This is a genomic window from Pseudonocardia sp. TRM90224, assembly GCF_021245725.1.
In the GTDB taxonomy this organism is placed as follows: domain Bacteria; phylum Actinomycetota; class Actinomycetes; order Mycobacteriales; family Pseudonocardiaceae; genus Pseudonocardia.
Genome location: NZ_JAJGSX010000015.1, coordinates 38442 through 50552 on the forward strand (window position 1 = coordinate 38442; position 12111 = coordinate 50552).

At 71.7% G+C, this 12111-nt stretch carries 11 protein-coding genes; 2 read left to right on the forward strand and 9 right to left on the reverse strand.

Annotated features, from left to right (window positions below; translation table 11 throughout):
- Nucleotides 1-245: 245 nt before the first annotated feature.
- From LL648_RS21385 to LL648_RS21415, 7 genes are all read right to left on the reverse strand, one after another.
- Complete coding sequence (locus LL648_RS21385; RefSeq protein WP_232664409.1) at nucleotides 246-1130, reverse strand: SWIM zinc finger family protein; 885 nt, start codon at nucleotides 1128-1130, stop codon at nucleotides 246-248.
- Nucleotides 1127-3595 carry a DEAD/DEAH box helicase gene (locus LL648_RS21390; protein ID WP_232664599.1) on the reverse strand — a complete coding sequence of 823 codons (2469 nt, stop codon included), beginning with the start codon at nucleotides 3593-3595 and terminating at the stop codon, nucleotides 1127-1129. Before LL648_RS21390 ends, LL648_RS21385 begins: the two co-directional genes overlap by 4 nt.
- A 239-nt stretch (nucleotides 3596-3834) precedes the next feature.
- Entirely contained in the window at nucleotides 3835-6111 is a 2277-nt protein-coding gene (locus LL648_RS21395) for an ATP-binding cassette domain-containing protein (RefSeq protein ID WP_232664410.1), read from the reverse strand.
- Nucleotides 6108-6563, reverse strand: a complete 456-nt coding sequence (locus LL648_RS21400) for a nitroreductase family deazaflavin-dependent oxidoreductase (RefSeq protein WP_232664411.1) — start codon at nucleotides 6561-6563, stop codon at nucleotides 6108-6110. The genes LL648_RS21395 and LL648_RS21400 overlap by 4 nt, the downstream gene beginning before the upstream one ends.
- Before the next feature lie 52 nt (nucleotides 6564-6615).
- Nucleotides 6616-7371: an ABC transporter permease gene (locus LL648_RS21405; protein WP_308190368.1), complete on the reverse strand. Its 756-nt coding sequence runs from the start codon at nucleotides 7369-7371 to the stop codon at nucleotides 6616-6618.
- Entirely contained in the window at nucleotides 7368-8351 is a 984-nt protein-coding gene (locus LL648_RS21410) for an ATP-binding cassette domain-containing protein (RefSeq protein ID WP_232664412.1), read from the reverse strand. Before LL648_RS21410 ends, LL648_RS21405 begins: the two co-directional genes overlap by 4 nt.
- 99 nt (nucleotides 8352-8450) lie before the next feature.
- Complete coding sequence (locus tag LL648_RS21415) at nucleotides 8451-9029, reverse strand: PadR family transcriptional regulator (protein ID WP_232664413.1); 579 nt, start codon at nucleotides 9027-9029, stop codon at nucleotides 8451-8453.
- Nucleotides 9030-9236: 207 nt separating this feature from the next.
- On the opposite strand from LL648_RS21415, the gene LL648_RS21420 reads away from it, so the two are divergent.
- Nucleotides 9237-9782, forward strand: coding sequence for a DUF4232 domain-containing protein (locus LL648_RS21420; protein WP_232664414.1), 546 nt, complete (start codon nucleotides 9237-9239; stop codon nucleotides 9780-9782).
- Between the two features lie 15 nt (nucleotides 9783-9797).
- Here the strand turns inward: LL648_RS21420 and LL648_RS21425 are convergent, their stop codons facing one another.
- Nucleotides 9798-10220 (reverse strand): MerR family transcriptional regulator, encoded by a 423-nt coding sequence (locus LL648_RS21425; protein WP_232664415.1) that lies wholly within the window; start codon nucleotides 10218-10220, stop codon nucleotides 9798-9800.
- A gap of 81 nt (nucleotides 10221-10301) precedes the next feature.
- Between LL648_RS21425 and LL648_RS21430 the strand changes: the two genes are divergently transcribed.
- Nucleotides 10302-11354: an aldo/keto reductase gene (locus LL648_RS21430; RefSeq protein ID WP_232664600.1), complete on the forward strand. Its 1053-nt coding sequence runs from the start codon at nucleotides 10302-10304 to the stop codon at nucleotides 11352-11354.
- Nucleotides 11355-11369: 15 nt separating this feature from the next.
- On the opposite strand, the gene LL648_RS21435 is transcribed toward LL648_RS21430, so the two are convergent.
- A complete protein-coding gene (locus LL648_RS21435; protein ID WP_232664416.1) occupies nucleotides 11370-12107 on the reverse strand; it encodes a MerR family transcriptional regulator in 738 nt (245 codons plus the stop codon).
- Nucleotides 12108-12111: the final 4 nt, after the last annotated feature.

The following is a 12111-nucleotide window of genomic DNA, read 5'->3' on the forward strand; positions in this document are numbered from 1 at the left end:
TGCGTGCGGGACGGTCGCTACGGTCCATGCCCGGAGGTAGGGCAGGAAAGCCACTTTCCTGCCCTGTGAGGGCCTGAAAGTGGCTTTCCTGCCCTCACAGCCGAAGGCGTGGTGATCCAGGCGGCGGTCGGTCGCTCCGCTGCCGCGAGGTGGTGCACACCGGAGGTGGGTGCCAGGAAAGCCACTTTCCCGGCACCACAGGACAGGAAAGTGGCTTTCCTGGCAACGTGTGCGTGTCGGGGCGCCTACCGTTCGGCCTGCCACTCCGCGACGGCGTCCTCAGCCGGCTCCCCGATCACGGCCCGCACGCGTGGTAGCACCTCGGGGTGGTGGGCGGCCCAGCGGAGGGCGTCGTCGCGCATGTCGGTGGGGAAGGGTGCGCCGTCGAGCAGTGCCCTGGCCACTTCGGCCGCGGAGGCGACCAGCAGCGGCAAGGCGTCCTCCGGCACACCCGGCGCCGGTGGGGTGGTGACGGCGCGGCGGGTGCGGGGATGGGTGGGTTCGGGCAGGTCGACGGGGTCGGCAGCGAACGCCACCGCCGCGGGGACGGGCCGGTCCAGCTCGTCCCCTTCCGGTTCGGTGGGGGTCTCCTGGTCGCCGAGAAGGGCGTCGCGGCTGCGTCCGCGGAGCAGGAGCAGGACGAACGGGTCGTCGTCGAGCAGCCACGCCGTCTGGTAGCAGAGGGCGGCGGCGTGCTGGCAGGGGTCGCCGATGTCGGGGCAGTCGCAGAACGACTCGAGGTCGCCGATCGTGGGCAGCAGCGCGACGTCGGCGGCGTCGGCCGAGGTCACGAGCGTGCGTGGCACCTCCCCGTCGATCAGCGCGGCGAGGTGCCCGGCCTCGGCGCCGACCTGCGCGAGGAACCGGGTCCATTCGGCGTCGGTGAGTTCGGTGAGGTGGACGACGACGTCGAACACGCCGTCGGGGTCGTCGACGACGGCGGCGATCCGGCCGGGGGAGATCGTGATCGGCCCGATCCGGCCGCTCCCGGCGAAGCGGCGTCCCTTGCGCAGCAGGTCGAGGCTGTGGGTGGCGTCCTCCATGGCCGCGACGAACTCCCGCGCCCACCAGGAGCGGCCCCGCCGGCCGGGGCGGGCGGGGAACGCGGGGAATCCCATGGCGGCGGTCATGCGTCACCGCCCCTGAGCTCGACGAGGTCGGCCAGCTCGGTGTCGGTGAGTTCGGTGAGCGCTGCCTCGCCGCCGGTGAGGACGGCGTCGGCGAGGGCGCGTTTGGTGGCGAGCATGCCGGCGATGCGGTCCTCCAAGGTGCCTTCGGCGATGAGTCGGTGGACCTGGACGGGGCGGGTCTGGCCGATGCGGTAGGCGCGGTCGGTGGCCTGGTCCTCGACGGCGGGGTTCCACCAGCGGTCGTAGTGGATGACGTGGTCGGCGCGGGTGAGGTTGAGACCGGTACCGGCGGCCTTCAGCGAGAGCAGGAAGACGGGGACCTCGCCGCGCTGGAACCGGTCGACCAGGTCCTGCCTGGTGTGGACGGGGGTGCCGCCGTGCAGGAGCTGCGACGGGATGCCGCGCTCGGTGAGGTGGCGTTCCAGCAGCCGGGCCATGGCGACGTACTGGGTGAACACGAGCACGGCGCCGTCCTCGGTGAGGATCGTGTCGAGGAGGTCGTCGAGCAGCTCCAGCTTGCCGGAGCGGCCGGTGAGGACGGGGTCGGTCTCGCGGGCGTACTGGGCGGGGTGGTTGCAGATCTGCTTGAGCGCGGTGAGCAGGGCGATGACCTTTCCGCGGCGGGCGATGCCGGCAGAGCTCGCGATGTCCGCGAGGGTTTCCGCGACGACTGCCTCGTAGAGGCCGGCTTGTTCGCGGGTGAGGCCGACGGGCCGGTCGGTCTCGGTCTTGCGGGGCAGCTCGGGTGCGATGCCGGGGTCGGACTTGCGGCGCCGCAGCAGGAACGGCGCGATGAGGGTGGCGAACCGGGCGGCGGCACGGCGGTCGCCGTCGGCGATCGGGTCGGCCCACCGTTCCCGGAACTCGCTCTTGCTGCCGAGGAGGCCGGGTGTCGACCAGTCGAGGATCGACCACAGTTCGAGGAGGTTGTTCTCCACCGGGGTGCCGGTGAGAGCGACCTTGGCCGCGGCGGGGACGGTGCGCAGCGCGCGTGCGGTGCCGGAGGCGGGGTTCTTGATGTGCTGGGCCTCGTCGGCGACGACGAGTCCCCACCGGTGCGCGGCGAGTGTGGTGTGGTCGCGCAGGAGCGTGCCGTAGGTCGTGAGGACGAACCCGTGCTCGGCGTCGAGCACCCGTCCGGTGCCGTGGAACCGGACGACGGCCTCCTTGGGGGCGAACCGGTTGATCTCCCGTTCCCAGTTGCCCAGCAGCGAAGCCGGGCACACCACGAGCGTCGGCCCGGCGTCCTCGGGCGTGCGGTGCAGGTGCAGCGCGATCAGGGTGATCGTCTTCCCGAGGCCCATGTCGTCGGCGAGGCACGCACCCAGCCCCAGGGACGTCATCCGGGCGAGCCAGCCGAGGCCGCGGAGCTGGTAGTCGCGCAGCGACGCCTCCAGCCCGTCGGGGATGCCGACCGGTTCGGCCGGAGCGGAGAGGCGTTCCTTCAGGTCGGCGAGCCAGCCGGTGGCGACGACGGGGACGCGCTCGCCGTCGAGGTCGACCTCACCGGTGAGCGCCGCGGTGAGCGCGCTGACGGCGCCGACCGGGCCGGCGGTGCGCCGGGTAGCGTGGTCGCGGGACGCGGGGTCGACCAGCACCCACTGGTCACGCAGCCGGACGACGGGGCGGTGGCTCTCGGCGAGCTGGTCCATCTCGGCGGCGGTGAGCGGTTCGCCGCGCAGCGCCACCTCCCAGTCGAGCGTGAACGGTTCGCCGTCGGCGCCGAACGTCGCCGGTCCGGCGCCACGACCGGCGACGACCCGGGTGGTGAGCTCCGGGCGCAGCTCGCGCGGCCAGTGCACGGCCACCCCACCATCGGCGAGGGTCTGCGCCGCGACACCGAGCAGCTCGGCGACGTCGTTGTCGTCCAGGTCGAGGGTGTCGGGCACCGACTGGCTGAGCAGCCGCGCCAGCGGGTCCCACAGGCGGGACGCGCGGCGCACGGCGAGCAGCGCGTCGAGCCGGGCCTGCGGGCCGAACCCGACCGCGGCGCCCGTCCAGATGTCGGTGAGATCGGCGACCCGGGTGGGGTCGGCGAGCGCGTGCACCTGGACGACGGCGTGGAACCGGCCGGACGCCGGATCGTCCGGCGCCTCCACCCGCAGCGACATCCGCACCCCAGCGTCCAACCCCGCCGCGGCTTCCGCCGCCCATTCCCGCAGGTCGGAGGCCTGCTGGGGGATGGGGTCGGCGTAGCGGGCGGTGCCGGTGGCGAGCGCGGCGGCCGGGGTGCGGGCAACGGTGTCGGCGACGGCGTCGAGGAACGCCCGCAGCAGCGGCGCCGCCGCGGGCAGCAGGTCGGTGCCCGGCAGCGGGACGGCGCGCGCGGACGCCGGCATCGCGGCGGCCAGCGCGCGGACCTGGTCGGCGTCGGTGTCGTCGAGCGGGCCGACGCGCCATGCGTCGAACCCGTCCGGCGACACCCCGGGCAGCAGCCGGCCGGCGGCGACGAGCCGCAACGCCATGCGGGCGGCGGCTGCCCAGAACCTGGTGGCGGGGTGGGCAGGAAAGCCACTTTCCGGCCCTGTGGGGGCCTGAACGTGGCTTTCCTGCCCTCCCGGCCGGAGGCCGGGGGCGTCCACCAAAAGCAGCGCGGGGAGGGCGTCGCGCAGCGCGAGGCGGCGGGGCGCCCCGCCGTCGGGACCGGTGGCCCCGACGGCGAGGGTGCCCGACCGCGGTGGGTCGGCCGGAAGGAAAGTGAGGGTCACTGAACCGCCGTTGTCGTGTGTCGGGCGAGGTGTTCGCCGGTGTAGGAGCCGGGTGCGGTGATCAGCTCGGCTGGTGGGCCTTCGAACACGATCTTCCCGCCGCCGTCACCGCCCTCCGGGCCGAGGTCGATCACCCAGTCCGAGTGTGCGATCACGTCCAGGTTGTGCTCCACGACGATCACCGAGGAACCGCCGTCGACGAGCCGGTCGAGCAGCCCGAGCAGGTGCCCGCAGTCGGACATGTGCAACCCCGTGGTGGGCTCGTCCAGTACGTACACGTTGCCTTCCTCGTGCAGCCGGCTGGCCAGCTTGAGCCGCTGGCACTCCCCACCCGACAGCGTCGAGAGGGGCTGTCCCAGCGTCAGGTAGCCCAGGCCGACGTCGACGACGGCCTGCAGCCGCCGCCGGATGTCACGGGCGGGGAAGAACTCGACGGCCTGCTCCGCGGTCATGTCCAGCGCGTCGGAGATCGACCTGCCGTCGACCGTCAGCGCGAGGACCTCTTCGGTGTAGCGGCGCCCGTCACAGTCACCGCAGGTCGAGCGCACGCCGTCGAGGAACGCCAGGTCCGTGTACACGGCGCCGAGCCCGTTGCAGGTGGGGCACGCGCCTTCGGAGTTGAACGAGAACAGCGCCGGCTTCACCCCGGTGTGCTTGGCGTAGAACTTCCGGATCGAGTCCATCACCCCCGTCCACGTCGCCGGGGTCGACCGGATCGACGTCGACACCGCCGACTGGTCCACGACGATCGTGTCGGGGTGCTGGGGCAGCAGCACCTCCCGCACCAGCGTCGACTTCCCCGAGCCGGCCACACCGGTGATCGCGACCAGCACCCCCAGCGGCACCTCCAGGTCGAACCCGCGCAGGTTGTTCGCCGACGCCGCCTTGACCTGCAGGTGCCCGGACGGGGCGCGCACGTCCACCTTCGCGATGACGGGCCGGTGCAGGAACTCCCCGGTCAACGTGCCCGACGTCGCCAGCCCGGCGACGTCGCCCTCGTAGACGATCTGCCCGCCGTCGCTGCCGGCGCGCGGCCCCAGCTCCACCACGTGGTCGGATGCGACGATCACGTCGGTGTCGTGCTCCACGACGAGCACGGTGTTGCCCTTGTCCCGCAGCCTGGCCATCAGGTCGGTCATCCGGCCCACGTCCCGCGGGTGCAACCCGATCGTCGGCTCGTCGAAGACGTACATGACGTCGACCAGCGATGATCCGAGGTGGCGGACCATCTTGATCCGCTGCGACTCCCCACCGGAGAGGGTCGAGGTCTCCCGGTCCAGCGTCAGGTACGACAGCCCCATGTCGATCAACGCCCCGACGCGTTTCGTCGCCTCCGCGACGAGCGGCGCGGTTTCCGGGCTGGCCAGCGATGGCAGCAGGTCGTGCAGCGACGACAGGTCCATCGCGGTGAGCGACGGCAGGGTGTGCCCGTCGACGGTCGCGGTGCGCGCCGGCTCGTTGAGGCGGGTGCCGGCGCAGCCGGGGCAGCGCACCGACGTCGTGAACTTCGCGACGGTCTCCTTCTTGCGTTCCGACGCCCCGTTCTCGTCGGCGGCGATGAAGAGCCGGTTGAACTTCGTCTCCACACCCTCGAAGTCCATCTTGATCGCCTTGCGGCCCGGGTCGGCCAGCGTGACCTTCTCCGGCCCGCCGAACAGCAGCAGCTGCCATTCGGCGTCGGTGTAGTCGCGCAGCGGTTTGTCGTTGTCGAACTTCCCGGACTGCGCGTAGACGTGCCAGTACCAGGAGTCCACGGCGAAGTCGCGGTGCAGGATGGCGCCCTCGTTCAGCGACTTCGTGCGGTCGAACATCGCGCTGTGGTCCAGCGCCACCTTGCGGCCGATCCCGTTGCACTCCGGGCACATCCCGGCCTCGTTGAACGAGAACGCGTACCCGTACCCGACGTGCGGGACGCTGCGCCGGGAGAACAGCAGCCGCAGCAGCGGGTTGATGTCCGAGATCGTGCCCAGCGTCGAGCGCGACCCGCCACCGAGGCGCTTCTGGTCCACCACGATCGCGGTGGACAGGTTCTCGATCATGTCGGCGTCGGGCTGCCCCAGCTTCGGCAGGAACCCCCGCACGAACGCCGAGAACGTCTCGTTCAGCTGCCGCTGCGCCTCCGCGGCGATCGTGTCGAACACCAGCGACGACTTCCCCGACCCGGACACGCCGACGAACGTGGTGATGGCCCGCTTCGGGACCCGCACCGAGACGTCACGCAGGTTGTTCTCCCTCGCACCGGTCACAGTCAGGTACTCGCGCACTTCGGTCATGCGGTCCTCTCTACGCGGAAAACAGGACAGATCCCGGCAACTTCTGCGAACGCTTCCGGTGTGACGTCGCTGACTACGCCGGCGTCGCGCATCATCTCGGCGCCGTCCGGGGTGATCGACGGCCACGCCCGCAGCACCGGGAGCGCGTCGGCCGGTTCGAGCTCGACCAGCCGGACCTGCTCGTGCTCGTCGCCGACGCTGAGTGTGCCGGTCCCGGCGGCGCGCACGTTCTTGATCCAGTCGGCGGCGGGGAAGCCGCCCAGCACGAATCGTTGCCCGTCCTGCTCGTGCACGGTGAGCGGGGTCCGGCGCGGCGTGCCGCTGCGCCGGCCCGGCACGGTCAGGACGGGCAGTTCGGCCCGGCCCTCGTCGGTGGACATCAGCTCCTCGTTCATGCCCTTCAACCACTCGGGGGCCTTGATCGTCGCCTTGGTTGTCGCACTGTCGGTCATCGGCTCATCTCCTGGTAGTGGCGGACGGCGAGCGGCGCGAACACCGCGATGATCAGTGCGGGCCAGAGCACCGCCATGAGGACGGCGTTGTCGGCGACCCATGACGTCGCGCCCCAGCCGGGGCTGCCGAACAGCTCGCGGACAGCGGCCGCGGTCGAGGAGAGCGGGTTCCATTCCGCGATGGTGGAGAGGACGACGGGCATGGTGTGCGGTGCCGCGAAGATGCCGGAGAGGAACGCCACCGGGAACTCGACGTCTGGACCGCGGCGAGGGTTCCCGGGTTGCCGGCGCGCAGCCCGAGGTAGATGCCCACCCAGAGCAGCGCGAACCGCAGCAGGAGCAGCAGTCCGACCGCGGCGAGCACCGCACCCGGGCCGGCGTCGGGGCGCCACCCGATCGCGAGGCCGGCCAGCACCAGCACGACGAGCCCGATCATCGAGATGAGGAGATCGGCGACGGCCCGCCCGACGAGCACCGCCGACGGGGCCATCGGCATCGAGCGGAACCGGTCGGTGATGCCGCGCTGGGTGTCGGTGACCACCGCGATCATCGTGCTGGACAGGCCGAACAGCATCGTCATGACGAACATGCCGGGCACGAACGCCTGTCGGTAGTCCCCGCCCGGGACCGCACCCATCATGCCGCCGAGCAGGAACACGAACATCAGCATGATCAGGATCGGGAAGCCGACCTGCACGGCGAGCTGCACGGGCTGCAGCCGCAGATGGGCGAGGTAGCGGCGGGTGAGGGTGAGGGAATCCGTGAGGGCCCAATGGAGGCGGGAACCGGTCGTCGGAATGGCTGTCACGCTCGGGCCTCCTGCGTGGTCGTGCCGGTGAGCTGCAAGAACACCTCGTCGAGGGTGGGGCGGCGGACGGTGAGGTCTTCGGCGTCGATGCCGTGCTCGGCCAGGGCCCGGACGGTCGCGGCGAGCGCCGTCATCCGGTCGGTCACCGGGGCGGTGATCCGGCGGACGTCGGCGTCGACCTGCGCGACGGTGGCCGTGACCGCTTCCACGACCGCGGCCGCGGCGGGCAGGTCCGCGCCGTGGCGCACCACCAGCTCGACGCGGTCGCCGCCGATGTGGGAGCGCAGGTCGTCCGGGGTGCCCTCGGCGATCACCCGCCCGCCACCGTCCCCGTCATGGCCGCCGGTCGCCAGCACCGAGATGCGGTCGGCGAGCTGGTCGGCCTCGTCGAGGTACTGGGTGGTGAGCAGCACCGTCGTGCCTTGCGCGACGAGCGCGCGGACGGCCGTCCACACCTCGGCCCGCCCGCGCGGGTCGAGCCCGGTGGTGGGCTCGTCGAGGAACAGCACGGCCGGGGCGAGGATCATGCTGGTCGCCAGGTCGAGCCGGCGCCGCATGCCGCCCGAGTAGCTGCTGACGGCCCGGTCGGCGGCCGCGACCAGGTCGAACTGCTCCAGCAGCTCGTCGGCCCTGCGGCGGGCGTCGGTGGTGGAGAGGTGGAAGAGCCGTCCGAACATGACGAGGTTGGCGTGCCCGTCGAGGATCTCGTCGAGGGCGGCGTACTGGCCGACCAGCCCGATCCGGCGGCGCACGCCGACCGGGTCGGCCACGACGTCGATCCCGTCGATCTCGGCGCGGCCGCCGTCGGGGCGCAGGAGTGTGGCGAGGATGCGGACCGCGGTGGTCTTGCCGGCGCCGTTGGGGCCGAGAAGGCCGTGGACGGTGCCTGCGGAAACGGTGAGGTCGAACCCGTCGAGCGCCGGGTGCGGCGCTGCGGGGTAGCGCTTGCGGAGTGCCTCTGCGAGTACGGCGGTGGCCATGACCCTCCAGAACTTGCTCAAATTTGAACCCGATCCCGTCCAGTCTGTCCGAGCGCGAGCGGGGAGTGCAAATTTGAATCGCCCGGAACCGGGCAGGCGTTACACGCTCAGCTCGGGCCAGTTCCCGGGGCGTCCGGGCGAGTGCGGCTCACCGGCCATCGGGTACTCGCCCGCGGTGAGCCGCTCGATCAGGCCGCGCGTCCACTCCACACCACCCGCGGCGGTGTGCTGGCGCAGCCCGAACAGCTCCTTGACGTGCGGCGGGTCGACCCAGGCGTCGAGCTGCGTCTGGGCCTTGTCCCGGTCCTCCTCCAAGGTGGCGAGGCGCTGGCGCAGCAACGTGATCGCCTCCTCGCGCTCCAACGCCGGCAGCAGTGCGAGCGCCGCACCGAGGAAGTCGGGACGCGCCTGCGGGCGGCGCACGGCGTCGCGCAGCAGCCGCATGAACTCCGCCTCACCCTTCTCGGTGATCTCGTACTCGGTGCGGCTGGGGATGTCGAAGTGGTCGGTGAGCAGGCCGGCCTGGGTGAGCGTCTTCAACGCGTGGTAGATCGAGCCCCACTTCACGTTCGCCCACTCGTCGGCGCCCCACGAGACGAGGTCGTTGCCGACCCGGTAGCCGTGCGCGCGGCCGTACCCGCGCACGATCCCGAGCACCAGCAGCCGTGTCGCCGACATGTGACGAGCGTATCTGCACCACGATCGGATGGTTGTACCGCGCAACTCATTGCCTCATGAAGCGTCCACAGTTGAGAGGGGATGACCTCACGATCGGGGGCGATCACGATGACAGGGATCCACACCAGACTTTCGATGGCGGTAGGTGCTCTGCTCGTCGTCGGAGCGACGGCAGCATGCTCTGGCGGCAGCACCACACCGCCTGCGGTGGCAACCCCGCCACCCGCCGCGTCCGCGGCACCGAGCAGCGCCGCCGCGCCGGCGACGGGCGCCGAACCGGCGCCGGTGACGAAGGTCCCGGCACCCGCGGAACCGGCCCAGACGGGCAACCCGCAGCGGTGCACGACGGCGGAGCTCGCCGGCTCGCTCGGCGGCGGGGACGCCGGGGCGGGTTCGACGTTCCGGGCGCTGCTGCTGACCAACAAGGGCACCAGGACGTGCGAGCTGCGCGGCTACCCGGGCGTCTCCTACGTCGCCGGTGACGACGGGCACCAGGTCGGGCCGGCCGCCGCGATGGACGGACCTCGCGGGGGCGAGGTGTTCATCAAGCCCGGCCAGGCCGTCGCGGCGCAGCTGCGGCTGGTGAACGTGCTCAACTACGACCAGGCGGCGTGCAAGCCCGTCCCGGTGCGCGGCCTGCGCGTCTACCCGCCCGGCGACACCGCGTCGCTCTACATCCCGATGGAGGGCACCGGCTGCAGCGCCACCCCGCCCGGGGACCAGCTGTCGGTGCAGACGGTCAAGCCGGCCTGAGCGTCGACAACGACGTCATGGCTGTTTGTTAACGCTCACATCAGCCATTACGTCGTTGTCGACGGTCTCCCCGTTCATCAGGTCGGCGTAGACGCCCAGCTTGAACCGGATCAGGTCGAGGCTCTTCTCCAGCTGCTGCATCTGCGTGAGAACCCGCTGCTCCTGCGCGCGCAGCAGCTCGATCCGCTGCCGCCAGTTCCCGTCGCCTTCGCGCACCAGCTCGGTGTAGCGGCGGACCGCCGGCAGCGGCATGCCCGACGCGCGCAGCAGCGTGCACAACGTCAGCCAGTCGACGTCGTCCTCGCTGAAGACACGACGCCCGCCGGCGTCGCGCCGGACCGGGTTCGCGAACAGGCCTTCCCGCTCGTAGAAGCGCAGCGCGTGGACGCTGAGCCCGGTGCGTTCGGCAACCTGCCCGATGGACAGCTGCTCGCTCACGGCGCCTCCCCAATCTTCAACAGGCTTGAACGGGCCTTGACCTAGAGACGACTCTAGGACCTACCGTCCGGGCCCATGACCATGCGTTACCGCACCCTCGGTGGGACCGGCATCGAGGTGAGCGCCCACTGCCTCGGCACGATGATGTTCGGCGAGGTCGGCAATCCCGACCACGACGACTGCGCCCGGATCACCCACACCGCGCTCGACGCGGGCATCAACTTCGTCGACACCGCCGACATGTACGGGGCGGGGGAGGCGGAGGAGATCGTCGGGAAGGCCCTGCGCGGGCGCCGCGACGACGTCGTGCTCGCCACGAAGTTCTACTTCCCCGCAGGTGAGGGCCCCAACCGGGGCGGCGGCTCGCGGCGGTGGATCCGGATGGCGGTCGAGGCCAGCCTGCGCCGCCTGCAGACCGATTGGATCGACCTCTACCAGCTGCACCGCCCCGACGAGCGGACCGACGTCGAGGAGACCCTGTCCGCGCTGACCGACCTGGTCCGTGAAGGCAAGATCCGCGCGTTCGGCACGTCGACGTTCGCGGCGGAGCAGATCGTCGAGGCGCAGCACGTGTCGGAACGCCGCGGGCTCGGCCGGTTCCGCACCGAGCAGCCGCCCTACTCGATCCTTGCCCGCGGGATCGAGGCGGACGTCCTGCCGGTGTGTCAGACCTACCGGATGGGGGTGCTGGTGTGGAGCCCGCTCGCGTGGGGGTTCCTCTCCGGCCGCTACCGCAAGGACCAGCCCATCGACCTCGCCGCCGGACGTGCCGCGCTGCGACCCACCAGGTTCGACCCCGACAACCCGGCCAACGCCGCCCAGTTCGACGCCGTCGAGAAGCTGGCCGCGCTCGCCGACGAGATCGGCGTCACGTTGCCGGAGCTGGCGATCGCGTTCACGATCTCGCACCCCGGGGTGACGTCGGCGATCCTCGGCCCGCGCACCCTCGACCAGCTGCAGGGCCTGCTGAAGGGCGCCGCGCTGACCCTCGACGACGACGTGCTCGACCGCATCGACGAGATCGTCCCGCCCGGGGTGAACGTGTACGAGCCGAACGCGCTGTTCCCCAACCCCACGCTGGCCCCGCACCGGCGCCGCCGGCCGGCAGCGGAACGCGCCGCAGCGCCAGAGTGACCGTCGACAACGACGTTACGGCTGTTTGTTAGCGCTCACATCAGCCAGAACGTCGTTGTCGACGCCTTCGCGGCGGTAGGTGAGGTAGGTGTGCAGCCGGCTGGCGCCTTCCAGCATCGCCACCGAGCGCTGCGCGAGCTGCGTCTTGCGGCGGGCGATCGCCTCGCGCAGCGCTGCGCTGCTGCCGGACGTGCGCAGGCCGTCGAGGATCGGGCGGATCTGGGTGAGCGGGTAGCGGCTCTGGCGCAGCATCAGGGTCATCCGGGCGTCCCGGACGTCTGCGGCGGTGTAGACGCGGTAGGTGGTGCCGCGCTCCCGTTGCGGCTCCAGCAGGCCGGCCGACTCCCACACCCGCAGCGCCGACGTGCGCACCCCGAGCCGGGCGGCGACCTCACCGATCCGCAGCCCTGCCTGCGGCACGGCCGGCTCGGGCGTCTCCTGGCCCGCGACGGCCTCCAGTGCCGTGCCCATCTCGTCGAGCGCGCAACGTTGCTGGTGGATCTCGGCGTGGACGGCGTCGACGAGCTCCAGCGCTCGCTGCTCGTCGCCGGCGTGAACGGACTGCAGTACGGCTCGTGCGTTCTCCCACCCGTGCCCGGCGGCGAGCGTCCGGTAGGCCACCAGCGCATGCCGGTGCCCCTCGTGCAGCAACCGGTAGCCGGTGGCAGCCCGCTCGGCGGGAGGGAGGATCGATGCGGCGATGTAGTTGCGGATCTGCTGGGTGGAGACTCCCGCGGCGCGGGCGAGATCCACCGGT